This window comes from Hymenobacter segetis (assembly GCF_038448715.1).
Taxonomy (GTDB): Bacteria; Bacteroidota; Bacteroidia; order Cytophagales; family Hymenobacteraceae; genus Hymenobacter; species Hymenobacter segetis.
Map to the genome: position 1 here is coordinate 71,763 of NZ_JBCEVZ010000015.1, position 23,812 is coordinate 95,574.

The 23,812-nt window shown below is 61.1% G+C and carries 17 protein-coding genes; 9 read left to right on the forward strand and 8 right to left on the reverse strand.

What is annotated here, in order from left to right:
• Window positions 1-257: 257 nt before the first annotated feature.
• On the forward strand, window positions 258-605 hold the full coding sequence (locus tag AAFH49_RS08560) for a PadR family transcriptional regulator (protein ID WP_305030340.1): 348 nt from the start codon (window positions 258-260) through the stop codon (window positions 603-605).
• A gap of 61 nt (window positions 606-666) precedes the next feature.
• Window positions 667-3,330, forward strand: a complete 2,664-nt coding sequence (locus tag AAFH49_RS08565; protein ID WP_342297323.1) for a PspC domain-containing protein — start codon at window positions 667-669, stop codon at window positions 3,328-3,330.
• Between the two features lie 94 nt (window positions 3,331-3,424).
• Here the strand turns inward: AAFH49_RS08565 and AAFH49_RS08570 are convergent, their stop codons facing one another.
• The 3 genes from AAFH49_RS08570 to mce all read right to left on the reverse strand — a co-directional run bounded on the left by AAFH49_RS08570 (window position 3,425) and on the right by mce (window position 6,173).
• Window positions 3,425-4,864 carry a CCA tRNA nucleotidyltransferase gene (locus AAFH49_RS08570; RefSeq protein WP_342297325.1) on the reverse strand — a complete coding sequence of 480 codons (1,440 nt, stop codon included), beginning with the start codon at window positions 4,862-4,864 and terminating at the stop codon, window positions 3,425-3,427.
• A 235-nt stretch (window positions 4,865-5,099) separates the two neighbouring features.
• Window positions 5,100-5,672, reverse strand: coding sequence for an L-threonylcarbamoyladenylate synthase (locus AAFH49_RS08575; RefSeq protein WP_342297327.1), 573 nt, complete (start codon window positions 5,670-5,672; stop codon window positions 5,100-5,102).
• Between the two features lie 96 nt (window positions 5,673-5,768).
• Window positions 5,769-6,173, reverse strand: coding sequence for a methylmalonyl-CoA epimerase (mce, locus tag AAFH49_RS08580; protein ID WP_342297330.1), 405 nt, complete (start codon window positions 6,171-6,173; stop codon window positions 5,769-5,771).
• 209 nt (window positions 6,174-6,382) lie between these two features.
• On the opposite strand from mce, the gene AAFH49_RS08585 reads away from it, so the two are divergent.
• The 4 genes from AAFH49_RS08585 to AAFH49_RS08600 all read left to right on the forward strand — a co-directional run bounded on the left by AAFH49_RS08585 (window position 6,383) and on the right by AAFH49_RS08600 (window position 9,072).
• The gene (locus tag AAFH49_RS08585; protein ID WP_342297332.1) at window positions 6,383-7,597 is read left to right on the forward strand and encodes an IscS subfamily cysteine desulfurase; all 1,215 of its coding nucleotides are present in this window, start codon (window positions 6,383-6,385) and stop codon (window positions 7,595-7,597) included.
• 116 nt (window positions 7,598-7,713) lie between these two features.
• Entirely contained in the window at window positions 7,714-8,124 is a 411-nt protein-coding gene (gene iscU / locus AAFH49_RS08590; protein WP_168673962.1) for a Fe-S cluster assembly scaffold IscU, read from the forward strand.
• A 105-nt stretch (window positions 8,125-8,229) separates the two neighbouring features.
• Window positions 8,230-8,622, forward strand: coding sequence for a hypothetical protein (locus tag AAFH49_RS08595; protein WP_342297334.1), 393 nt, complete (start codon window positions 8,230-8,232; stop codon window positions 8,620-8,622).
• 123 nt (window positions 8,623-8,745) lie between these two features.
• Window positions 8,746-9,072, forward strand: a complete 327-nt coding sequence (locus tag AAFH49_RS08600) for a HesB/IscA family protein (RefSeq protein ID WP_342297336.1) — start codon at window positions 8,746-8,748, stop codon at window positions 9,070-9,072.
• A 106-nt stretch (window positions 9,073-9,178) separates the two neighbouring features.
• Here the strand turns inward: AAFH49_RS08600 and AAFH49_RS08605 are convergent, their stop codons facing one another.
• The 5 genes from AAFH49_RS08605 to AAFH49_RS08625 form a co-directional block, all read right to left on the reverse strand.
• A complete protein-coding gene (locus AAFH49_RS08605) occupies window positions 9,179-13,930 on the reverse strand; it encodes a T9SS type A sorting domain-containing protein (protein ID WP_342297338.1) in 4,752 nt (1,583 codons plus the stop codon).
• Window positions 13,931-15,022: 1,092 nt separating this feature from the next.
• Window positions 15,023-15,208, reverse strand: a complete 186-nt coding sequence (locus AAFH49_RS08610; protein ID WP_342297339.1) for a hypothetical protein — start codon at window positions 15,206-15,208, stop codon at window positions 15,023-15,025.
• Between the two features lie 146 nt (window positions 15,209-15,354).
• Entirely contained in the window at window positions 15,355-16,614 is a 1,260-nt protein-coding gene (locus tag AAFH49_RS08615) for a glycosyltransferase family 4 protein (protein WP_342297340.1), read from the reverse strand.
• 144 nt (window positions 16,615-16,758) lie between these two features.
• Window positions 16,759-17,511, reverse strand: a complete 753-nt coding sequence (locus tag AAFH49_RS08620; protein ID WP_342297341.1) for a LytR/AlgR family response regulator transcription factor — start codon at window positions 17,509-17,511, stop codon at window positions 16,759-16,761.
• 115 nt (window positions 17,512-17,626) lie between these two features.
• Window positions 17,627-18,703, reverse strand: coding sequence for a sensor histidine kinase (locus AAFH49_RS08625; RefSeq protein WP_342297342.1), 1,077 nt, complete (start codon window positions 18,701-18,703; stop codon window positions 17,627-17,629).
• 554 nt (window positions 18,704-19,257) lie between these two features.
• Between AAFH49_RS08625 and pulA the strand changes: the two genes are divergently transcribed.
• The 3 genes from pulA to AAFH49_RS08640 all read left to right on the forward strand — a co-directional run.
• Window positions 19,258-21,249: a type I pullulanase gene (pulA, locus tag AAFH49_RS08630; RefSeq protein WP_342297344.1), complete on the forward strand. Its 1,992-nt coding sequence runs from the start codon at window positions 19,258-19,260 to the stop codon at window positions 21,247-21,249.
• 373 nt (window positions 21,250-21,622) lie between these two features.
• Window positions 21,623-22,612 carry a PspA/IM30 family protein gene (locus tag AAFH49_RS08635; RefSeq protein ID WP_342297346.1) on the forward strand — a complete coding sequence of 330 codons (990 nt, stop codon included), beginning with the start codon at window positions 21,623-21,625 and terminating at the stop codon, window positions 22,610-22,612.
• Between the two features lie 268 nt (window positions 22,613-22,880).
• Window positions 22,881-23,812, forward strand: a 932-nt coding sequence (locus tag AAFH49_RS08640) for a hypothetical protein (RefSeq protein ID WP_342297347.1), incomplete at its 3' end; no start/stop codon positions are given.

The following is a 23,812-nucleotide window of genomic DNA, read 5'->3' on the forward strand; positions in this document are numbered from 1 at the left end:
GCAGTGTCCAGCTTTTTATGGCCTGTAGTGCTACTGACCAGGCCTGATATGAGCCACTCCCCTGCTGGGCCGTCCAAGAATAAAGCTGGGCTATTAGCGAAATGCTATCAGATTTAACAAAAATTTTATCTCTGATAATCAGTAGGTAACAAAGTATTTTTATTGATTTGATTGAATTATTTATCCAGTACCTTGCGTTACAAAGTACCTACCATACATTTGTACTGTTCGTCACCCACTAGTCAACCTACTCGCCCATGAAACTCGAGAACACCCAGGTTCAGATGCGCAAGGGAATCCTTGAGTTCTGCATCCTGGAAATCATCGCCCGCGGCGAAGCCTACGCCTCCGACATGCTGGAGGAATTGACTTCGGCCCGCATGATAGTGGTGGAGGGCACGCTCTACCCGCTGCTGACCCGCCTCAAAAACGCTGCCCTCCTGGACTATGTGTGGAAGGAAAGCACCAGCGGCCCGCCCCGCAAGTACTACACCCTCACCGATGAGGGCCGGAAATTCCTGGAGGAGCTGCGCGATACTTGGGAGGAAATGGCCACTTCGGTGGGCATTATTCGCCACAGCCGGCCGCCCGGCGACATTCGCTAACTCCCCTTCTTTTTCTGCTTCACTCACCAGCATTCAATTGGCCCGTTCGGCCTTCTTTCACATGAAAAAGAACATCAGTATCAACCTGCAAGGCATCATCTTCCACATCGAGGAAGACGGTTTTGAAGTCCTTAGCCGCTACCTGGCCGAGGTGAAAGCCCACTTTGCCAACTACCGCGGCCACGAGGACATTGTGGCCGACATCGAGGGCCGCATCGCTGAGTTGTTCTCGGCCCGCCTCTCGCCCATGCAGCAGGTCATCAGCCTGGACGATGTGAACGCCATGACGGCCAAAATGGGCCGCGTGAGCGACTTCGCCCCCGAGGCCGACGAGGACGACGAAGTAACCGCCGACGAAGCCGCCGCCTCGGCCAGCTACGCCCGCCCCGGCACCAGCGCCTACACCACCGAGCCAGTTGCTGCCGCTGCCGCCGCCGCCACCGACGAGCCCAAGCGCCTGTACCGCGACATGGCCAACCGCAAGATTGCGGGTGTAGCCGCCGGCATCGCCCAGTACTTCGCCGTGAACCCGCTCTGGATTCGCCTGGCTTTCGTATTCGGCACTATCTTTTTGCCCGCCAGCAACATCTGGATGCGCCACAACACGCGAGTGGACTTTGGTGGCTGGGTAATGCTGGCTTACATCATCCTCTGGATTTTGCTGCCCAAGCGCTACGATGCCCCCGCTCACCCCGAAGCACTGCTGAACTCGGGGCCGCTGGCCGGCCGCCGCTTGTTCCGCGACACGGGCACCGGTAAAATCGCCGGGGTATCGGCCGGCCTGGCCGCCTACTTCAACATTGATGTGACGCTGGTGCGGGTGATTATGCTGGCCGGCCTGTTTGCCGGAGGCTTCACCCTCCTGCTCTACATTATACTATGGATAGTATTGCCCGAGGCCAAAACGGTCTCGGACAAGCTCCGTATGCGCGGCGACGCCATCACGCTGGAAAGCTTTGATAGCAGTGCCCGCAACAACGCCTTCGCCGACGGCCCGGCCACGACCAACCGCCCCGTGGGTGAATTTGTGGAGGATGCCGCCCGCACGCTGCGCCCAGCCGTTGATTTTGTGGGCTCGGCCATTCGGGTAGTGGCGGGCATTCTGCTCACGATGACCGGGTTTGGCCTGCTCCTGGCGCTGGCCATTGGATTGGGCGCGAGCATTGGCCTGTTTCCCAATGCTGAGAACATGATATTCACCCACGTGCTGCTCCACGGCGTGCCTACGTGGGGCCTGCTGGCCGGCTTTCTGGCCATGGGCATTCCGGCCCTGGCTTTGCTGCTGAGCGGTTTGAACCTGCTCTTCCGCCGCTCGCTGATGACGCGCACCGTGGCCTTGTCGCTGCTGGGGATTTGGTTGCTGAGCGTGGTGGGCGTGACGGTGGCTGCGGTTCAGCAAAACCGTAATTTCCAATATGATGCCGAAGTGGAGCAGCTGGAACAATTCTCGAAGCTGACCACACCGGTAATTATGTTTGACTCGCGCCGGGTGGACCGCGACTGGGACCAGCACGTCGATGTGAACCTTGCCGCCGCCGATAGCGGCAAAGTAGTGGAAGTGCTGCGCACCCTAAGCGCCAAAGGCGTGAACGAAGCCGAAGCCCGCCGCACGGCCCTCACCACCATCGACTACACGGTGCGGCCAAGCGGCGACTCTTCGCTGGTGTTCGACGACCATTTCTCCTTCCTGCCCAACTCGGCCTTCCGCAAGCAGGAGCTGAGCATCACCATCCGCCTGCCCCGCGACCGCACCTTCCGCATGAGCCGCGACTTCGCCTTCGACATCCTTAACGACGACGACTTCGTGGGCAACCGCCGCCCCGAAGACCCCGAGCAGCACCGCTACCGCCTGCGCGGCAACAAGCTGGAGTGCATCGGCTGCACCGACGAACAGCTCGGCCGCGATGAAGAGGACAACGACAACGATGGCCAAACACACATCAACATCGATAGCGACACCAACGACGAAGCCGACAGCAACGATGACGGCGACAGCGGCGACGACGAGGGTAACCACGTAGGCACCACCATCAACTACGGCGGCGCGCCCTCCTTCGACACCGATATGAACAGCTACGGCAGCGCCCGCCGCACCTTCCAGGAATCCGGGTTTAGCCGGGTGAGCGTGGCCGGCGGCTACCGTGTGGTGGTGCGCCACGGCGACAGCTTCAAAGTGGAAGCCGGCGGCAACGACAAGGCGCTGGGCGAAATGCGCGTAGAGCTCCACGGCAACGAACTGCAAATCGGTCCCCGCAACAGCCGCGGCTTTTTCGGCGGCAACTGGGGCAACAACCAGAGCAAGGTGCTCATCCGCATCGAGCTGCCCAGCATCGACCACCTAGAGTTGGCCGGGGCCGTGCACGCTGATTTCGGTGGCTTCGAGCGCCAGGAAGAGCTGCACGTGGAGCAGGCCGGCGCCAGCCACCTGCGCCTGAATGGCAGCTTCGGCACCCTGAAACTAGAGCAGGCCGGTGCCTGCCGCACCACCGCCACCGGCCAGGCCGACAACCTCGACCTCGACGCCGCCGGCGCCTGCGAGCTGGCCGGAGCCAACCTGAAAACCATCGATACCAAGGTTTCCATCGCCGGCGTGTGCAAAGCCCGCCTCAACGTGACCGGAAGCCTGGAAGGCGACGCCGTGGGCGCAAGTGAAGTGGCTTACAGCGGCAAACCCTCCCGGGTGAAAATGGACGCCACCGGCCCCTCCAGCATCAAACATCTGTAAATGCCGGAATTTCATTGTTACCAAATAACGTTGTAGGCAACCTTTCGCCGTATAACTGCATCTATCCCCCGAAATCAAAAAAAAGAAGCCAGGCTTAGTTTGGTGAGTGAACGAAGCCTCCTTCCGGAGCCAGTCCTTTGGCCGCCCCCTGCTGCAACAGGAAGGCCAAGGCTGGCTCCATTTCGTTTTTAATGATGCCGTCGAGGATGGCTTCCATCACGGCCTCCTTCAGCTCGCCGACCTGGCGCGAAGGCTTCAGTCCGAAGGTTTCCATGATGATTTCGCCGGTGATGACGGGGCGGAAGCTGCGCAGATGGTCCTTCTCCTCCACCTCCTTCAGCTTCTCCTCCACCTGCCCGAAATTGCGCAAATACCGCTCCTTGCGGGTGTGGTCCTTGCTCGTGATGTCGGCCCGGCACAGCAGCATCAGCCGGTCAATGTCCTCACCGGCCTCAAACAGCAGGCGGCGCACGGCCGAGTCGGTCACCGTTTCCTTCACTAGGGCAATGGGGCGCAGGTGCAGCTTCACCAGCTTTTGCACCATGCGCATCTCCTCGCCCAGTGGCAGTTTCAAATCAGTGAAAATGCCGGGCACCCAGCGCGCCCCCTTGTCCTCGTGGCCATGGAAGGTCCAGCCCACGCGCTGGTCGTAGCGCTTGGTGGCGGGCTTGGCGATGTCGTGCAGCACGGCAGCCCAGCGCAGCCACAGGTCGCCACCGGCGGCGGCCACATTGTCCAGCACCTGCAGGGTGTGGTAGAAGTTGTCCTTGTGGGCATGGGTGCCCACTTTTTCCACGCCGTGCAGCAGCGCCATCTTCGGGAAGATGAGTTGCAATAGCCCCGTCTGAAACAGCAGCTTGAACCCGTAGCTCGGCGTGGGCGACTCGATAATCTTGTTTAGCTCGACGGTAATCCGCTCCTGCGACACAATCTTAATCCGGTCCTTATTCCGGATAATGGCATCGAACGTATCCGGCTCAATGTCAAAATTCAGTTGCGAGGCAAAGCGCACGGCGCGCATCATCCGCAGCGGGTCGTCCGAGAAAGTCACATCCGGCCCCAACGGCGTGCGGATGGTTTTGCTAGCGAGGTCCTTCATGCCCTCGTAGCGGTCTACCAGCTCGCCAAAATTTTCCGGGTTCAGGCTGAGGCCGAGGGCATTGATGGTGAAATCGCGACGGGCCAAATCCTCTTCCAAGGTCCCGGCCTGCACTTCCGGCTTGCGGCTTTCGGCGCGGTAACTCTCCTTACGGGCTCCCACAAATTCAATGTCGCCGGCCTCCTTAGTCGGCAGCATGGCTGTGCCGAAGTTCTTGAACACCTGCACGCGGCCCCGGCCTTTCAGCTTGTTGCCCACGGCCTGCGCCAGCGCAATGCCGTCGCCCACCGTCACTACATCAATATCCTTGCTTTCGCGCCCCAGCGCTAAATCCCGCACGTAGCCGCCGATGACATAGGCTGGCTGGCCGAGTTCGGCCGCAGCTTCGGCGATGGTATGGAAAATGGGCAATTCGGGCAGTTTCGGCGTGTTCATGAGCGCAAAGTTCGGCGCTGAACGCATAATGCCGCCTGTCATTGCGAGTGGAGCGCAGCGGAACGCGGCAATCCGTCCTGTCAACCCCAGACATTTTCTTCTACCAGAAAGCCCCGATACTTCACAGTGTCGGGGCTTTCTGCTTTTGAAAAAGGGCTTTATCACAACTCAGAGTTGGTCGCTCATGAGAGGACGGATTGCCGCGCTGCGCTCGCAATGACAGGTGTCCCCACCCTTACTCCCGCACCACTTCCAGCTTACCGCCCTCGCCCAGCCGCACCACCCGCGAAGGAGCAGTGCGAGTAGCATCGTCCTGCCGCCAGTTTACCACATGGTCGGCCCCGCGCACGATAGCGGGGTCCACCTCCGAATACACCGCCGGCGTGGGTTCGCCAGCCTTATTGGCTGATGTCGACACCAGCCCGTGGCCCAGCCGGCGCACCACTTTAAAGCAAAATTCGTCCTTCACTACGCGCAGGCCCACGGTGCCATCTGGTGCAATCAGCTCCTTCGCCACGGCCCGGCTGGCGGGCAGGATGTAGGTGGTTGGCCGCGTATCGGCCGCCAGCATGGCCTCCAGCTCCGCTGGCACTTCGGCGGCGTAGCGCTTCATCATAGCCAAATCCGCCACCAGCACGATGCTGGGCTTGCCGGCCTCGCGGCCCTTCAGTTTGTAGAGGTCCTTCACGGCGGGCGGCGCTTCGGCATCGCAGCCCAGGCCCCACACGGTATCAGTCGGGTACAGAATCACTTGTTGGAGCAGCAAAGCATCAACAGCAGCTTCTACTTCTTGTTGGAAACGGTTCATAGTAGTAGCGCGGACTTTTAGTCCGCGAGTGGAAAACATTGTAAAAAATCAGCAGATTCTCTTGCGGACTAAAAGTCCCTACCGGGTACGACCGCGCTACTTGATAGTCTGGCACAGTTCCACCAATACGCCGGCCGCGCTTTTCGGATGCACGAAGCACACCAGCTTGTTATCGGCCCCGCGCTTGGGTTCTTCATTTAATAACACGAAGCCCTCCCCTTTCAGCCGCGCCATCTCGGCCCGAATATCATCGACTTCAAAAGCTACGTGGTGAATGCCTTCCGGCTTTTTGGCCAGGAATTTCGTGATGGCGCTATCCGGCGAAGTACCGGCCAGCAGTTCAATCTTCGAGCCGCCTACCTGAAAGAAGACGGTATCTACGGCCTCGCTGGCCACGTGCTCTTTCTTATAGGGAGCCGCGCCGAGCAGCTTGGTGTAGAGCGCGGTGGCAGCTTCCAAGTCATTTACGGCTAGGCCGAGGTGTTCGAGGTTGGTAATCATGGGTGGGGATTTCGGGAAAGAATGCCGCTGGCCGGGCAAAAAAGACGGTTTTACCGCGCATTTAGCGCCGTTGCCGTAAGTCGGCGCATTTCCTTATTTAGATTGTGTCTACTTTTGTAGGACCAAAGAAAACTGATTGCCCCCGAACCGTGTTCTAAAGGCCGACCAAGCTTTCATTGGTTTATCTTTTTGCTATACCGCTGCGCGCAATGCTGAAGCTCCCCATTTACCTCGATAACAACGCCACCACGCCGCTCGACCCGCGTGTGCTGGAGGCCATGATGCCTTATCTGACCGATGTATTCGGCAACGCGGCTTCCCGCAACCACCCCTTCGGCTGGGCCGCTGAAGAAGGCGTGGACTACGCCCGCGAGCAGATTTCGAAGCTCATCAACTGCGACGCGAAGGAAATCATCTTCACCTCGGGCGCTACTGAGTCGGATAACCTGGGCATCAAGGGCGTGTTCGAGATGTATAGCCAGAAAGGCAACCACATTATCACCGCCACCACCGAGCACAAAGCCGTGCTCGATACCTGCAAGCACATCGAGAAACTGGGCGGCAAGGTAACCTACCTGCCCGTCGATGAAAAAGGCCTCATCAGCCTCGCCGACCTCGAAGCCGCGATGACCCCCGAGACGATTCTCGTGACCATCATGTACGGCAACAACGAGACGGGCACCATCCAGCCCATTCACGAAATCGCCAAAATTGCCCACGCCCACGGTGCCCTGTTCATGACGGACGGCACCCAGGCCGTTGGCAAGATTCCAGTTGACGTGCTGGCCGATGGCATCGATATCATGGCCTTCACCGCCCACAAAATGTACGGCCCGAAAGGCGTGGGTGCTCTCTACGTGCGCCGCAAGAACCCCCGGGTGAAAGTAACCGCCCAAATGGACGGCGGTGGCCACGAGCGCGGCATGCGCTCGGGTACCCTCAACGTACCCGGCATCGTGGGTCTGGGCAAGGCTTGCGAGTTGGCTCGCCTCGAAATGGCAGCCGACACCGAGCGCTTGAGCAAAATGCGCGACCGCCTCGAAAAGGAACTCACCACGCTGGAAGAAAGCTACATCAACGGCTCGGTGGAGCATCGCCTGCCGCACGTGACGAACATCAGCTTCAAGTACGTGGAAGGCGAAGGCCTGATGATGGGCGTGAAAGACCTGGCCGTATCGTCCGGCTCGGCCTGCACCTCGGCTTCGCTGGAGCCCAGCTACGTGCTCAAGGCCCTGGGCCTGAGCGACGACCTGGCCCACAGCAGCCTGCGCTTCGGCCTGAGCCGCTTCACCACCGACGAGCAAATCGATTATGCCATCGGCCACGTAAAAGAGGCCGTGACCAAGCTCCGCGAAATGTCGCCCCTGTGGGAGATGTTCAAGGAAGGCGTCGATTTGAGCAAAATCGAGTGGGCAGAACACTAGAAATTTTGAATGTTGAGGGTTGAGTTTTGAATGATGTGCACTAGCACCATTTTACTCTTCAAACTCAGCGTTCCGAAACATTCAAAACTCAACTTTCAAAACTCAACACTACAATAATGGCTTACTCCGATAAAGTAATTGACCACTACAGCAACCCCCGCAACGTGGGCACGCTGGACAAAAGCAAGAAAAACGTAGGCACCGGCCTCGTGGGCGCACCCGAGTGCGGCGACGTAATGCGCCTGCAAATCGAGGTGGACGAAGCCACCAACACCATCACCGACGCCAAATTCAAGACGTTCGGCTGCGGCTCGGCTATTGCTTCGTCGTCGCTGGCCACGGAGTGGCTGAAAGGCAAATCCATCGACGAGGCCCTGGCCATCGACAACATGGAGATTGTGGAAGAGCTGGCTTTGCCGCCCGTGAAAATCCACTGCTCGGTACTGGCTGAAGATGCTATCAAGTCGGCCATCTCGGACTACCGCGTGAAAAACGGTTTGCCCGCCTTGGAGCTGTCGCACCACTAATCATTGAGTGAATTTTGAATGGGTGAATGAGTGAAGTGGCGTAAAGTCATTTTACCCATTCGCCCATTTTCACTTTGCCCATTCACTCACTTACTTATTCAATTAGTGGACGAATTTGACATTGCCCGGCTGGAGCGCGAGATTCGGCAATATCTGGGCCTGGAGCCCGCGCAGCTACAGTTTGAGTTTCGGGAATTGGAAGGCCAGACCCGGCTCGACCTGATTACGGTGAACCCGCGCCACCAGCAGAGCTTCCTGTTTCGCTATGAAACCGGGCGCGACCAAGTGGAGTGTCTGGAGAAAATGTTGAGCTACGTGAAGAGCTTCCGCGATACTGAAAGCTCCTACACGGTGCAGTGGCGCGCCCGCGACGACCGGGAGCTGCATACGTCCTATTTCCGGGCGCACAACGTATATGAGGCGCTGGACAAGCTCTATTTCGGTCGTGATTTGAACACGATTACCGTGTTCAGCGTGGTGCTGAACCCGAGCTCGTAAGGGCCGGAATAAATTATTTGATGGGCGAGCGAACAAAGAAATTCGCCGCCTTGTTTATAATGTGTCTAAATTGCGGCCCCATTTGGTTTGCTTTTAAGCCTAACCGGCCCCGCTCCTACTGCCATGATTACCGTATCTGATAAAGCCAAAGAAAAAGTAGCTCGCCTGATTCAGGATGCGCACCTTGATGACACCTATCGCCTGCGCGCCTCGGTGGCGGGTGGCGGTTGCTCGGGTCTGAGCTACAAGCTGGACTTCGATAACGAAGTGCGGCCCATGGACCAGGAGTTCGAGGACAAAGGCGTGCGCGTGGTGGTTGACATGAAAAGCTTCCTCTATCTGGCCGGCACCGAGCTGGATTTCTCCGACGGCCTCAATGGCAAGGGCTTCCAGTTCAACAACCCCAACGCCTCGCGTGAGTGCGGTTGCGGCGAGAGTTTCTCGGTATAAGCAACTACCGATGTACGGACATTGAGGCTTAACATCGGCAATAAATCAACAAAAAAGCCCCCGTGCATATTGCACGGGGGCTTTTTTGTTGATTGCCTCTCGGCGGTTACTCCTTCTCAAACTTCTGCACGGTGCGGCCGGCGGCCGTTTGCAGTTCCAGGAAGTAGAGGCCGGTGGGCAGGATTTCGAGGCCGATGCTGGCGGTGCCGGCTTCGGTGGTGCCGCGCAGCAGGGGCTGGCCCAACTGGTTGAGCACGCGGTAGGGCGTGGCCGCCTCGGTGATGAAGCTGATGCGGCTGTGGGCCGGGTTGGGGTAGAGCTCAACCTTGGCGATTTCGCCCGAACCGACTACCGTGACCACCAGCGAGAAGGCGGTGGTGCCATCCAGGTCCACCTGACGCAGGCGGTAGTAGAGCTTAGCGGCGGGAGCGGCTTTGTCGAGGGTGGCGTAGGCTGTGGGGCTCATGCTGTTGCCCTGAGCGGCTACGGTGGCTACCGTAGCGAATTCACGGCCATCGAAGCTGCGCTGCACCTCGAAGCGGGCGCTGTTTTTCTCGGTGGCCGTGGCCCATTTCACCGCAACCGTTTTGTCGGCCTGGCGCTGGGCGCTGAAGGCGGTGAGCTGGACGGGCAGCGGGTTGATGGATTCCAGCACGTTGGTGTTGGACAGGTCATTTTGAGCGCCGAGGGCGAAGTCGGAGAAATCAGAGAACGAAGCCGAGGTGAGCGTGCCAGCTACCGAGGGGCCACCGGCCCCGGAATCGGTGCCCGTATTGGCCGAGCGGCCCAGGTTGGTCCACTGGTTGGCGAATGGGCCGGAAGCATCGCGCTTGGCAATCACGAAATCGGTGCTGCTGGGCACGTTCACGTAGTCTTCAGCCCCGAAGCTGAGGGTGATGGTGCCGGTGAAGTTGCCGGGAGCCGTGTTGGACGACGTGACGGTGTAGAAGCGCTTCGACGATACGCGGGCCAGCGGCGCGGTGCCTTTGCCGGGGTCCGTCGACAAATTACGGCTGAGGTTGCCCTCAAACTGCTCGGCGGTGTAGGTCGAAGCACCAGCCTGGGCCGTGCTGATGAGCGTGATGGGGCGGTAGAACGCGCCTTTGCCCACCGGGAATACCGTGGTGGCCGCGCCCACATCCGTTACGCGGGCCAGCGGGCCATTCACGAAGCTGCTGGCGCTGCCACCGGTAGCGTTGTTGGAGAGGGTGAGCAGGTTGGTGCCCGAAGTGGTGATGTTGCCGCTGGTGAGCTGCAAGGTGCCCGGCACTTCGAGCGGACGCTGGAGCAGCACGCCCTGGGCGTTGTTGATTTGCAGCGTTACGTTGGGACTCAGGGTCAGGGCGGTTGTGCTGGTGTTGGTGCCGCCGATGGTTTGCACAGCGGTGCCGTTCAATTGCAGGGGTGCCGTGGGCACGGAGCCTGGCAGGAAGGACAGGACGGCACTGCCATCCACCTTGATATCGCCCTTGATGGAAATGCTGCCGGTGAGGTTGATAGGCAGATTGCCGGTGAGTACCCGCAGGTCGTTCTGGATTACCAGCGGGTTGCCCCCCGAAATGGTGGGTGCCGAGGTGAAGCCGGGGTTATAGACGAACGTACCGTAGGTGCGGCCCGAGAACGAAGGCGTAGCCGAAATGGCGGGAACGAAACGGAAGTAGCTGCCGCTCTGGAACGTGGTCGAGGCGCTGGTGCCGGCCGCGCCGAACGGCGAAGCACCTCCCTGCTGAAAGTAACTCGACCCGGCTTCAAACAGCACCGTGCCGGCATAGGCGACGGCGCTGCCAAACAGGTTGCCGTTAAAGTTGGCCGTAGCCGTGATGGCGCTGCCCGTGTGAAACACAATGGCGTTTGGAGTAGCACTGGTGCCCAGAATCTTGTGCGTGGTACCGGCGCTGAAGGCCGAGCCATCGGCCGCGATGCCGCCGTCGATGCTGGCCGTGGCTCCCGTAGCGAGCTGAATGTTAAGGCCCACGTTGGTTACCGTGTTATACAGGCGCAGCGAGTCGGCAGTACCCACTACGAGGTTGGCCGGGGTGGCCGCGCCGCTCAGGTTGAGGGTGCGGTTGGCATCGGTGCTGAGCGTGGCAATAACGCCGCCCTGCAGCTTGAGGGCCGCAATAGTTTCGGGGGTGGTGAAGTCGAGGGTCACGTTGGCCGTGGGGGTCACCGTACCATCGAATAACAGGACGTCGCTGGCCGCAGTCAACGCCCGCGCGGGCGTCCAGCTGGTAGCCGCGCTGTAGCTGGTGCCGGTACCGTTCCAGAGGTAGGTGACGGCCGGGGGCGTGAGCGTGGTGAAGGTAGCAGTGCCGGGCGCAGTAGTCAGGTAGTTTTCGAGGCCGGCCGTGGCGTTATCGTTGTAAGCGTAGGCTTCCACGGTGTAAGCGGTGCCGGAAGCCAGCCCGGTTACGGTGAGGCTGGTGGTGCTGCCATCGGCAATCACCACGAAGTTGTTGGTGCCGGTGGTAGGGTTGGTACCCGTGGAGCTGCCGTAGGTGGTATTGGCGGTGTAGGTAGTGCCATCAACGGGGGCTACAGCGGCGGCGGCGGTAGGCCGCACCACCACGAGGCGCTTGGTGCCATCACCACCGCTCAGGTTGAGCAGCACGGTAGTAGTGGTAGCACCCGAAGCCGTGACAGTGGGCTGCACGGTGGGCTCGGCGGCGGGCGGGGTGCCGGCCGTGAGCGAGCCAAACAGGTTCACGTCATCAACGCCAAAGGTGCCGCTGGCGCTGTTGGAGCCGCCGTAGGCATAAATACGGAAGCTTACCGCGCCCGTCACGGTCGACAAGGCAGCCGTGCCGGTCAGGTTCACGGTGCGGGGAGTGAAGGTGGTGGTAGGGCCGGATTGCACGGCACCCACGGTAGCGGTGTAGCCGTCGAGGCTGGTGCGGACCTCCCACTTGGTGGGGCCGGTGCCGGAGCTACGGTCCGAAACAATGAGCGTAGTCAGGTTGGCAGTGTTGCCGGCTGCGGCCGTGAAGGTGAACTGATAATAGCCAGTAGCCGAGCCAGCAGCCGGCGAAGCCGTGGAAGTGGGGAAACCCGTGGACCGGAAGTCCGGGGTATCAGAAGAGCTGGTGAGGCCCGTGGCCCGCGAAAAGACGCTACCCGTTACGTTGGTAGCCTGGGTAGTGGGCGAGGTGGAACTTGTAGCCGGGAAGGTGTAAGCCAGCAGCGGCGGCGAAAGCACCGTGCCGCTCACCGTCACATCCTGCGAAGCTGCCCCCGATACGTTGGTAATGGTGCCACTAACCGGACCCACCGGCGTAGCAGCCGCAACGCGTACATACACGGTGCCGCCGGCAACGGGCACCGATACGGTGCTACCGAAGCCAGTGCCCGTGGTCAGCGAAACTTCAACCCCCGCAGGAGCCGTGACGGTAATCGGAGCAGAGAGGCCGTTGCCGGCCAGCACATAGGACTGCTCGGCCGAGGCCGTACCGGCGTAGTTAGAGAAGCCGCTCAGGCTGCCGGGGGTGGCGGTGAGGGTTGGAGCCGGGGTGGTAAACATCACATCGGCACCGTAGCCGGTGCCGGCACTGTTGGTGGCGTAGGCGGCCACATAGTAAGCCGTGCTGGGCGTGAGGCCCGTCAGGCTGCTGCTGTAGGTACCCGCGCCCGATGCGCCGGCTACCGTAGTCACGCCGGAGCCTCCCAGACGGGGCGTCGGCGTGAGGCTGAATACGACCCCGCGTACCGTAATGCTGGTACCGGCCACGGTGCCACCGCTGGTGGCCGTGGTAGGCGTAATGGCGGTGGTAGCAGCCGTGGTAGCCGTGGGCGGCGACAGCGTACTGAAGGTAATATCGGTGGCGTAGGTAGTGCCCACGCTGTTGGTGGCGTAGGCGGCCACGTAGTAGGTAGTGCTGGGCGTGAGGCTCGTGAGGCTGCTGCTGAAAGTGCCCGTGCCGGGTGCTCCATCGGCTACCTGGGTCACGCCGCTGCCGCCAATCTGCGGGTTGGGAGTGGTGCTATATACCACGCCGCGCGCCGTAATGGTAGCGCCGCCGTCCGAGGTAACGTTACCGCCGCTGGTGGCGGTGGTGCCCGTGATGGCCGACGCGGCCGTAGTGCTCACGCTGGGCGCTACCAGCGGCGCGGTCACGGTAAGGGTATTGGTCGAGTTCGAACCTGTGGTGACGGGGTTGCTGGCCACTACGCGGATGAGGTAGGCCGAACTGGCCGTGGTAGCCCCCGGAATGGTGACCGTAAGCGAGGTAGCCGTGGAGCCGGTAGTGGTCAGCAAAGTGGTGCCGCTGGCGAAACTGCCCGACGAGTTGGACAGCACGGCCGTGAACACGTTGGCCGGGTCGAAGGTGCCGGTGGTGGTGTAGGAAACCGTCACATCGTTGCCGGCCAGCACGGTGGTGGGCAAAATGCCGCCCGTGGTGATGGTGGGTGGCGGAGCGGGCGTGGTCACCGCGACCAGCACGGGAGCAGCTTGCAGGTTGGGTACGGCGTCTTCGGCCACTACATATACATCATAGGCAGTGCTGGCCGTGAGGCCGCTTACCGTCGAAGTGGCAGCGGTGTTGGCAGTGGGGTTGGCGAAGTTGCCGGATAGCGTAACGGCCGTGCCGGCAGCATTTTTTCCCGCTTTCACCTGCGCAGCTGTGGGCGCGGTGGCACCGCTGGCCAGGACCACATAATAGGTTTTGCCTACTTCATTGATAGTAGACGACAGCAGAAAGCTTGACGTGGTAATAGCTGAGGCCGAAGGCGAGGCCGGGGTAGTGCCGAAAACGGGCGGCGTGGTATCGGCGGGGGGAGCCGTGTAGGTATAATTCAGGACAAAATCATCGAAGCCCGTAGTTGCACGGTTACCACTACCAGTTGTCGCAGCCAGTGTCACAACGCGGATGTAAACAGGTCCGGTGGCGTTATCGAGTGCCGTTCCGAAGTTTACCGTAACGGTTGAATTCGAGAATGTAGAGCCAACAACCGAGGTACTGCCGCTCGATGGGGTAACAGCGGTGAAATTACCCGTTGCTCCTACTCGATAATCCACGGTAAAAACGGTGGTACGGCCTGATGTGACATCCAGCGACTGGAGCTTGAAGCTTGCCGACAAAGCTGAGATATTGGTTGTATTGGCAATTTGAAAGACAAACCCGGCTCCGGGGTCCCCGAATGCACTGGTTTGCCTCAACCCTATGGCCCGGTCAGGTGAAGCCGTTTGAGCAGCGGAAGTTGAATTTGATGCTAAACCGTCAGCAGAAGCGTAGTTACGGTAACCAGTAGTACCGCTATTGAAATTCGTAGCCGTTGAAGTAAAAGTCGCTGCTGTTCCTAATGCTGAAGATGTAGCACCTGTTACAACAGAAAACCCAGTGGGCAGTCCGGCACCAATGTTATCAAAGGTTTCGGTGTAGCTACTAGCACCTGTGCTTAACGTAACCTGCCCCCATCCAAGCAGGGGTAACATTAGCATCATCAGCAGCGCGAGGCTGCGGGCGATAGCGGAAGAAAAACAGGGTAACGGGTTTCTCATAAAAAACGGGTTGTTAGGGGGTTTACCGAATTATCGTAGGGTGGACACGTTGAGCGTAAAGATATTTGTATGAGACTAGATTCAGGGCATGATTCCGTTATCAAATCTTTATATTCTGCCAATAACCTCTTCAGTAGCGTCAAATCGGTCTTTTTTTTTCCAAAACAGGTCTTCAGGCACCTAAAATCGGCTGATGACAACCCTGCTCCCACCGTCTTCGGAGGAGGTTAAAGCATCCCCCTACCCAGATAAGTACAAAAAAAGCCCTTGCAGGTGCAAGGGCTTTCTGGGGCATCGGGCAACAGCCGGGGTCGGTGGTTGCACGCACGGCGGCGCAACTGCCGGCGGTTGGTAATGGTGCCTGCCATTCCGGGACGGGGGCGTGGGCTGGGCGCTGCTGCCGGCGGGGATAACCCCGCCGGGTGGGTGGCCACGCGCAGCCTGCCGGGCCGCTTAGGAATGACAGGACTTATGGGATAGCGCGGCCGGGCCGGCTGGAACCGGCGCAGGCCTCAGGGCACGCAGCTCGGGTTGATGGGTGCTGAACGAAGGGCAGTCGTGCTGGCCCAGCACGGCGGCGGGCACGGCCAGCTTCAGCAGCAGCCCACTCAAAAAACGAAGCCTGACAACGGAACTCATAGCTTGAAGAAATGAACCACCCCGGAGGCCCGGGGAGCAGTTGAATTGATGCCGTGAAACTACCGGTCCGGGGAAGCCGGCCGGCACCGATATCGGCCAAATCCGGTACTGTATCGACCGGAAGGGCTTTTTTCGGGGCTGCGCTATCAGGCTACGGCGTGGGCAAAGGCCGTATTCACGGACCGGTGCCGCTGCCGGGCGGCCCGAGGCGTGGCCACTGGCGCGGCCGCCACCGCCCGAATCACGTCTTCGGTGAGGGCGCACTGGCGGTGGTGCGAGTAGTGCCAGCGCGCCAGGCGGGCCCGCTCCACCCGCTCGTGGGTGGCGGCGGGCTCGGCAAAGGTGCGGCGGATGGCGCGGGCGCAGGCGGCCACGTCGCCAGGCAGGTAGAGCAGGCCGGTCTGGGTGTGCTCCACCAGTTCGGTGGTGCCGCCGGTGGCCGCGCCTACCACGGGCACGCCGGCGGCCAGGGCTTCGAGGGTCACCATGCCGTAGGTTTCGTTTTCGGAGGCCATCAGAAAGACATCGATGGCGTGGTAGAACACGGCCGGATTGGCCCGAAAGCCCCGGCAGTGCACTTGGTTTTGCAGGCCCAGCCGGGCCACCTGCCGCTGAAGCTGGCGCAGGTAGTCGTCGCCCTCGTTGCGGGTGGGCTCGCCCATGATGACGAGGTGGGCATCGTAGCCGTACTGCTGGCGCAGGTGGTGCAGGGCGTTGATGACGAAATCCTGCCCCTTGCCGGCATCCAGCCGGCCCAGAATGCCCAGCAGGCGCACGTCCTGGGGCAGGCCCAGCTCGTGGCGGGCTTCGAAGGGTGTGTGGGTGGGCGGCGCAAACTGCTCCAGCGGCAGGCCCAGCGGCACGAGGTGCAGCTTGGCCATGTCGAAGCGGGTGAGGTGGGCCACTTCGCGGGCCAAGCCGGGCAGCGGCGTCAGCCAGGCATCCACCAAGCCGAAGCGCAGGGTATGCACGGGGCTGCGCTTGGGGCGGCCCAGCTGCATGTGCTGTTGGTAAATAATGCGCAGGCGGCCGCCCAGCAGGGTTTTGACGAGCGTGGCCACGGGCAGGTCCTTATTCTGCGTCACCACCAGCACGTCGATGTTCAGGCGTTCGAGCTGCTCTTTCAGGGCCCAGGCCATGAGGGGCATGGCTAGGCCCCGGCGCACGGCCAGCGTTTCGAGGGGCACAAACCAGTCTTCGGCCCACATGGCCAGCGGCGTGGCGGGCGGCGCGAAAAACGTGACGCGCCACCCGCGCTCCTGCATCCAGCCGGCGAACTTTAGGCTGTTCAGCTCCAGCCCGCCCAGGCTACTTGAGAGGCAGAGCACCGCCAATTGCGGAGCAGCCTCCCGCACACAGGGGGCCGGGCCGGGAGCGGGGCTCCCGGAAAAGGTGAATGGTAACATAGCTCAGAAAGACAGGGAGTGTGGGGGGCATCGGGGGTGGTAGAAGGCGGAGAGAGGACGAGGGAAACGGGAAACAATAATTAGAACGTCATGCTTCGACTGCGCTCAGCATGACGTTCTTTTTAGTATCAGGTATCAAGCTCCTCAGCTCCAGCGGCTGAGGAATTGCAGGAACGTGTCTTTGTACTGGTCACCCACGGGGATTGTGACGGCTCCAATCTGGACGGTGAGGCGGCGCACGGCCTCAATCTTATCGAGCGCCACGATGAACGAGCGGTGGATGCGCATGAAGCGCCGGGTGGGCAGCTTCTCCTCCATCGCCTTGAGGCTCATGAGGGACAGCAGGGCGCGGGGCGTGCTTTTGAGGTGGACTTTCACGTAGTCTTTCAGGCCCTCTACATATAGTATATCACTCAGGGCCACGCGCACCAGCTGGTATTCGGCTTTCAGGAAGAGGTATTCTTCCTCCTCGGGGCCGGTGGAAACCGGGGCAGTAGCGTGCTGTGAGGTGAGCTCGGCGTAGGCGCGGGCTTTGCCGGCGGCGCGCAGAAACTCCTCGTAGTTGAAGGGCTTCACCAGGTAATCCAGCGCATCGACGCGGTAGCCATCCAGGGCGTACTGGCTGAAGGCGGTGGTGAAGATGACGCGCGGGCCGGTAGGGCCCAGCACGCGGGCCAGCTCCAGGCCATTGAGCTCCTGCATCTGGATATCGAGGAAGGCCAAATCGACGGTGCCGGGGTGCTCGTGCAGGTACTTGAGGGCCTCCACGGCACTGCCGAACTTGCCCACCAGCTCCAGAAACGGCGTTTTCTGGATGAAGGAAACGACCAGGCCCAGGGCCAGAGGTTCGTCATCAACGGCAATGGTTTTGAGGGGCGGGAGGCTAGCAGGGTTCATACTTGTCAATTTGTGGTGTAGGGGCGGGGCATGCCCCCGCCCGTCGTTGGGCGGCGTCGTTGCAACGGCGCGAGCGTCCGGGCGGGGGCAGGTCCTACCGGGTACGACCCCGGCCCTACGTAACGTGCAAGGTCAAATGCACCCGAAATTCGTTGGCGGGCGTGTGGTCATCCACCAGCAGGCTGAACCGGCCGGGGTACAGGAGGTCGAGGCGGCGGCGGGTGTTGGCCAGGCCGATGCCGTTGCTACCGGCCAGGTCGGTGCTGGGCAGCGCGAGCAGGGTGTTACGCACTTCCAGCTCCAGCACATCGGGCGAGGGCTGGCTCAAGCCGATGTAGATTTTGCTGCTTTGGGTGGCGGCCACGCCGTGCTTAAAGGCGTTTTCGAGGAAGGGCAGCAGCAGCATGGGGGCCACGGGCACGTCGCGCACGGGCTCGGGGCGGTCGAAGGTGACGGTCACGCGCTCATCGAGCCGCAGCTGCATCAGGGTGATGTAGTCCTGCACGAAGGCGATTTCCTGACTCAATAAGGTAAGGCCGCCGGCGGTGTCGTACAGTACGTAGCGCATCATGCGCGAGAGCCGGTGAATGGCCACGCGGGCCTGCTCGCCATCGAGCAGCGTGAGGGCGTAGATGTTATTAAGCGTATTAAAGAAGAAGTGCGGGTTAATCTGGGCCTTGAGCACCGACAGCTCGGAGCTGACGCGCTGCTGCTCCAGCGTCTGCCGAATCTGGGCATCCTTCTGCCACTTCTGCACCACCGTGATGCTCGTGCTGATGCCCAGCACAAACATGGTGGTGAGCAGGCCCATGGTGTCGATGTGCGGGCCGCCCCGATTCAGCCGGGGCCGGCCCACGGCGGCCTGAAAGGCCTTGTCCATGAGCGCCGGCAGGTCGAGCACCGATTCCAGAAACTTGCTGAAGCTGAGCACCACCACCGTCGTGGCTATCAGGGCCAGGATAAACCACTCGGTGCGCCCGTGCAGCAGCAGGCGCGGCACCGTGAATTTGGACGTGAAGTAGAACGTGGCAATCCAGGCGGCAAACATGAGCCCCTGCTTCAGCCAGAACTGCGGCGGCATGGTGAGCCGCCCGGTGAGCGGCTGAAACAACAAAAACGTGAGCCCGAACAGCCCCCACACCAGCACATGAATGAGCGGCGTGAGGTAGCGACGGGGCGTGAGGACGGCCATAGACGAGGGAGAAATCGAAACAAACATAGCTGACTCCCTATCCCAAAGCCGGGCCAAACCGACCACACCCCGCAATTGTATCGACGGCGGGCACCGTTTTACCGTTGGGGAAGGGCAGGATTTGACAAGAAGAGGCCGGCAGAACAAGACTCCCCTCCTTACCAAGGAGGGGATGTTCGAGCCGAAGGCTCGGACGGGGGTGGTAAGGGCGTTGAACGTCTTGCGAATGGCGCGGAACCAGTTGCCCCCGACTCTGGACCACTTGCCGGAGGCATTCACAGGCTTGCCGGAGCTTCCGAACGACTTGTTGCCAGTTCTCCACGGCTTGCCGGACCCATTCCACCTCTTGCCAGAGCTATTCCACGGCTTGCCGGACCCATTCCACCTCTTGCCGGGCCTTATCCACGACTTGCCGGACCTTATCCACAACTGCCGGACCTTATCCACGACTTGCCGGAGGCAATCCACGACTTGCCGCCAGCCCCCAGCCAATCCCATCTTATCCGAAAGAAATGCCGCCCACATTTCCGCCCCTACTCCCGACCTTTGCCCGCATGATTCGCCCGCTACTGCTGCTGCTTGTGCTGCTCTCCCCTGCCCCGGCTTCAGCCGCTCCGTCCCTACCCGACTACGCCACTTACCCCACCTACCTCGGCCCCGACCTGGGCCTGACCTGGCGCGGTGCCCAGGCCACCCTGCGTGTGTGGGCCCCCACCGCCGAGGCCCTCCACCTCAAGCTCTACCCCACCGGCAGCGGCGGCACCACCACCGCCGACTACGCCATGACCAAGGCCGAAGGCGGCACCTGGACCTACACCCTCCCCGCCGGCACGACCGGGTTTTACGCCGTGCAGGCCACCATTGCGGGCAAAAAAATGGCCGAAGTGGCCGACCCCTACGCCCACGCCGTGGGCGTGAACGGCTTGCGCGGGGCCGTGTTCAACCCCATCATCGCCGAGCCGCCGGGCTGGAAAGACGACCTCCGCCCCGCCCTGAAACAGACCACCGACATCGTCATCGGCGAAGTCCACGTCCGCGACCTCACCATGCACCCGCAGTCGGGCGTGCGGCACAAGGGCAAGTTTCTGGGCGCGGCCCAAACCGGTACGCGCGGCCCGGACGGCGTGAGCACCGGCCTAGACCATTTGGTAGAATTGGGCCTGACCCACGTGCACCTGCTGCCCACCAACGACTTCGCCAGCATCGACGAAGCCGCGCCCGCCAGCGCCAACCGCTACAATTGGGGCTACGACCCGCAGAACTACACTGTGCCCGAAGGCACCTACTCCACCGACGCCACCAACCCCGCCGCCCGCATCCGCGAGTTCAAGCAGCTGGTCGAAAACCTGCACGGCGCCGGCCTGCGAGTAGTTTTAGACGTAGTGTACAACCACACCGCCGATGCCCGCCGCAGCAATTTCGAGCAGCTGGTGCCCGGCTACTACTACCGCCACAACCCCGACGGCACCCTGAGTAACGCCACCGCCTGCGGCAACGAAGTGGCCTCCGAGCGCCCGATGGTCCGCAAGTTCATCGTGGAATCTGTGGCCTACTGGGCCCAGCACTACCACGCCGACGGCTTCCGCTTCGACCTCATGGGCGTGCTCGACATCGAAACCATGCGCGCCGTGCGCGTGGCGCTGGACCAGCAGGACCACAGCATTTTCATCTACGGCGAGGGCTGGACCGCCGGCCCCTCGCCCCTGCCCGACAACAAACGTGCCCTCAAAGGCAACATGATGAAGCTGGACCGCATCGCGGCCTTCGGCGACGAGCTGCGCGACGGCGTGAAGGGCCACTACGCCCACCAGACCGAACCCGGCTTCGCCAGCGGCCAGCCCGGCCTGGAGGAGAGCGTGAAATTCGGCATCGTGGCCGCCACCCAGCACCCGCAGCTCGATTACACCAAGGTCAATTACTCGAAAGCCCCGTGGGCCGGCGCGCCCTCCCAAGCCATCAACTACGTGGCCTGTCACGACGACCGGGTACTCTGGGACAAGCTCAAAGCCTCGAACCCCAACACCTCCGAAGACTCACTCATCAAGATGGATTTGCTGAGCAACACCATCGTGTTCACCTCGCAGGGCGTGCCATTTTTGCCGGTCGGCGACGAGTTTCTGCGCACCAAGGGCGGCTCCTCGAACTCCTACAACCAGCCCGACAGCGTGAACCAGATTGACTGGGGCCGCAAAGCCAAATACGTGGGTGTGTACGAGTTCTATCGCAAGCTGCTGGCCCTGCGCAAGGGCCACCCCGCCTTCCGCCTGCCTTCCGCCGAACTCATCCAGCAGCACCTCGAATTCCTACCGAACATGGCCCCCGGCATCATCGCCTACCAGCTGAAAGACCACGCCGGCGGCGACACCTGGAACACCATCACCGTCATTTTCAACGGCAACCGCTCGGCATGGAGCGTGCCCTTGCCCCGCGACACCTACAAAGTAGTCCTGCGCGGCAACCAAATCCAGGAAGAAGGCCTCGACGTGCTCGAAGTAACCAGCGGCGTGCAGGTCCCCGGCAATTCCGCGCTGATTCTGGTGCGGTAAACGGGGCCGCAGACGTTAGGATAAAAGGCCGTCATGCAGAGCGTAGCGAAGCATCTTTACCGCCACCACTATTCCTTTTTGATTGATTGCGTTGCGCGGTAAAGATGCTTCGCTGCGCTCTGCATGACGGCCACGAGTCCTCATCGCCCGCCTTGCGGCCTTGCTGATTTGAAAAAATCCGCTTTCCATTCTGAAAAAATTCATCCCCGCCCGGCCCTGCGCCCGGCGGGGATTTTTTATTATCGCACTGAAAACCAATAGCTAACTAAATCCCTCCCACATAATCCCCGAAACGGCATTGGTATTGGCATAAGCAGGAGGTAACCAACTAACGGCCGCACCGGCCACCACCTCCCCCCCCAATACCAACGCCATGAACGCACTTCCTTCTTTCGATTCCGCCCCCGGCCTCCCCAAGTGGCAGCAGCCGGAAAAAATTGCCGGCCGCGTGGTCCTCCTCGGACTGGTGGGTACGGCAGTGTACTTCTGGGGCAGCATCCTGCCCTTCCTTGTCGACATGGTGTTCGACACCGTGAAGCTGGGCATCGGGCTCGGCACGCTGTTCGTGCTGTTTCTGCTCGCCACGAATAAGCGCATCCACGCCGGGCTGTGGTACGCCGGGCAGCGCATCCTCCGCTCGATGGCGGGCATTTTCGTCAACACCAACCCCATCGGCATCATGGAGGACTACATCTCGAATACCGAGAAGGAGGCCCGCAAGATGGACGCCGAAGTCACCAACATCGAAGGCGCGCACGAGCTGGTGAAGCGCAAGCTGGCCGCCAACACCACCCAGATTAAGGAGTACCTGGCGCTGGCCGACTCAGCCACCCGCCAGGGCGAAAAGGACGCCGCCGAGAGCTACGCCATGCGCGCCGCCCAGATTCAGGACTACAACCAGCGCCTGCAGCCCATGGCCACCACCACGGCCAACGTGAGCCTGGTGATGCGCCAGATTCTGAAAGCCGCCCTGCGCCAGATTGACGGCAGCAAGTTCAAAGTCAACCTCTTGAAAGACGAGTACGCCCTGGTAAAACGCACCAGCTCGGGCATGCGCGCCGCGATGAACATCCTGCGCGGCGACCCCGACAAGAAGTATTTCTTCGACCTGGCCACCGACCGCGTGGCCGAGGACATGGCCCAGCAATTGGGTCAGATTAAACAAGCCATGCGCTACAGCCAGGAGTTCGTCAAGGAGATGGACATCCAGAACGGCGTGATGAGCGAGAAAGGCCAGCGCCTGCTCGACCAATACCAGAAAGGCGAATTCAACGCCGTGCTCAACGAAAAACCGCAAGCTCCCCAGAATATCCTCACCACCAAAAAAGCCTCCGATGATGCCTATTCTAGCCTGCTTGATTAGCTTTTTGCTGGCCTGCGGCCTGGTGGGCCTGCTGGGCCAGCCGGGAGACTCCTCTCCTACTGAACGTCATGCTGAGCGTAGCCGAAGCATCTCTACCTCAGTAGTAATCCAACCGGCCAAACGAAGCGGTAGAGATGCTTCAGCTTCGCTCAGCATGACGGCCTGCGCAGCCGCTAGCGCTACGGCCAGCCGCTAACCAACCTTACCAAAACCGAGAAAAACCTAGCGCCCAAAACGGGCGCATCACCCTCCTTTTGCCCATACTAAAATGACTACCCGCGGTAAATTCATCATTGGCCTCCTCCTCGTGGGCCTCCTGTACTTCGGCATCAACAAGCTGGTTTCCAGCGGTGCCGTCTTTAAGAAAGCCGACACGCAGTCGGTGCTTTTGAACTCGATTGAGTTGCCCACGGCCACCGGCGGCAGCCGGGCCAACATCGTGGTGCCGCTGGCCCCCATGCCCGGCACCGCCCCGGCCGATAAGGGCACGCCCCTCACCTGGGAAGTGATGGCCTGGAACAGCCAGATGGCCGGCATGCTGGCCAACGGCGGCGCCCGCTCCACAATGGGCTCGGCGGCCGCTGCCAATGGCCTGGACATGCAAATTGTGCGTCAGGACGACGTGAGCAAGATGCAGGCCGACCTGGTGAAAAACGCCCTCGACCTGCAAAACAACCCCGCCACGCCGGGCCTGATTGTGAGCATCATGGGCGACGGCCTGCCCGGCTTCTCGGCCGTGCAAACGGAGCTGAAAAAGGCCGGCACGCAGCTGCAAATCATCCCGTATTCGGTGGGAAAATCCTTCGGCGAAGACAAGCTGATGGGCCCGAAAGAGTGGCTCGACAACCCCAAAACGGCCCTGGGCAAAACCATTGCCTGCTACCTGCGCGACGGCGACCAGAACATCGCCCTGAAATGGTGCGCCGACAACGGCTTGAAAGTGAACCCCGACGAAACCACCTACGACCCCGAAGCCGTGAACTTCATGGCCGCCTCCGACTTCCTAGTGGCCGCCGAGAAGTACATCCTCGGCAAGCCCGAAGCCCGCACAAAAGTGGTGAACGGCAAAAACACCGGCGTGAAAGTGGACGTGGTGGCCGATGCCGTAGCCACCTGGACGCCCGGCGATGTGAACATCGCCAAACAGCGCGGCGGCCTCGTCAACATCGTGAGCACCAAAGACTACTCGAACCAGATGCC

Coding starts and splice junctions, on each gene's coding strand:
- AAFH49_RS08560 (WP_305030340.1), top strand. CDS start 258: ATGAAACTCGAGAACACCCAGGTTCAGATGCGCAAGGGAATCCTTGAG.
- iscU (WP_168673962.1), top strand. CDS start 7,714: ATGGCTTACTCCGATAAAGTAATTGACCACTACAGCAACCCCCGCAAC.
- AAFH49_RS08575 (WP_342297327.1), bottom strand. CDS start 5,672: ATGAACCGTTTCCAACAAGAAGTAGAAGCTGCTGTTGATGCTTTGCTG.
- AAFH49_RS08620 (WP_342297341.1), bottom strand. CDS start 17,511: ATGAACCCTGCTAGCCTCCCGCCCCTCAAAACCATTGCCGTTGATGAC.
- mce (WP_342297330.1), bottom strand. CDS start 6,173: ATGATTACCAACCTCGAACACCTCGGCCTAGCCGTAAATGACTTGGAA.
- AAFH49_RS08615 (WP_342297340.1), bottom strand. CDS start 16,614: ATGTTACCATTCACCTTTTCCGGGAGCCCCGCTCCCGGCCCGGCCCCC.
- AAFH49_RS08565 (WP_342297323.1), top strand. CDS start 667: ATGAAAAAGAACATCAGTATCAACCTGCAAGGCATCATCTTCCACATC.
- AAFH49_RS08585 (WP_342297332.1), top strand. CDS start 6,383: ATGCTGAAGCTCCCCATTTACCTCGATAACAACGCCACCACGCCGCTC.
- AAFH49_RS08635 (WP_342297346.1), top strand. CDS start 21,623: ATGAACGCACTTCCTTCTTTCGATTCCGCCCCCGGCCTCCCCAAGTGG.
- AAFH49_RS08570 (WP_342297325.1), bottom strand. CDS start 4,864: ATGAACACGCCGAAACTGCCCGAATTGCCCATTTTCCATACCATCGCC.
- pulA (WP_342297344.1), top strand. CDS start 19,258: ATGATTCGCCCGCTACTGCTGCTGCTTGTGCTGCTCTCCCCTGCCCCG.
- AAFH49_RS08625 (WP_342297342.1), bottom strand. CDS start 18,703: ATGGCCGTCCTCACGCCCCGTCGCTACCTCACGCCGCTCATTCATGTG.
- AAFH49_RS08600 (WP_342297336.1), top strand. CDS start 8,746: ATGATTACCGTATCTGATAAAGCCAAAGAAAAAGTAGCTCGCCTGATT.
- AAFH49_RS08610 (WP_342297339.1), bottom strand. CDS start 15,208: ATGAGTTCCGTTGTCAGGCTTCGTTTTTTGAGTGGGCTGCTGCTGAAG.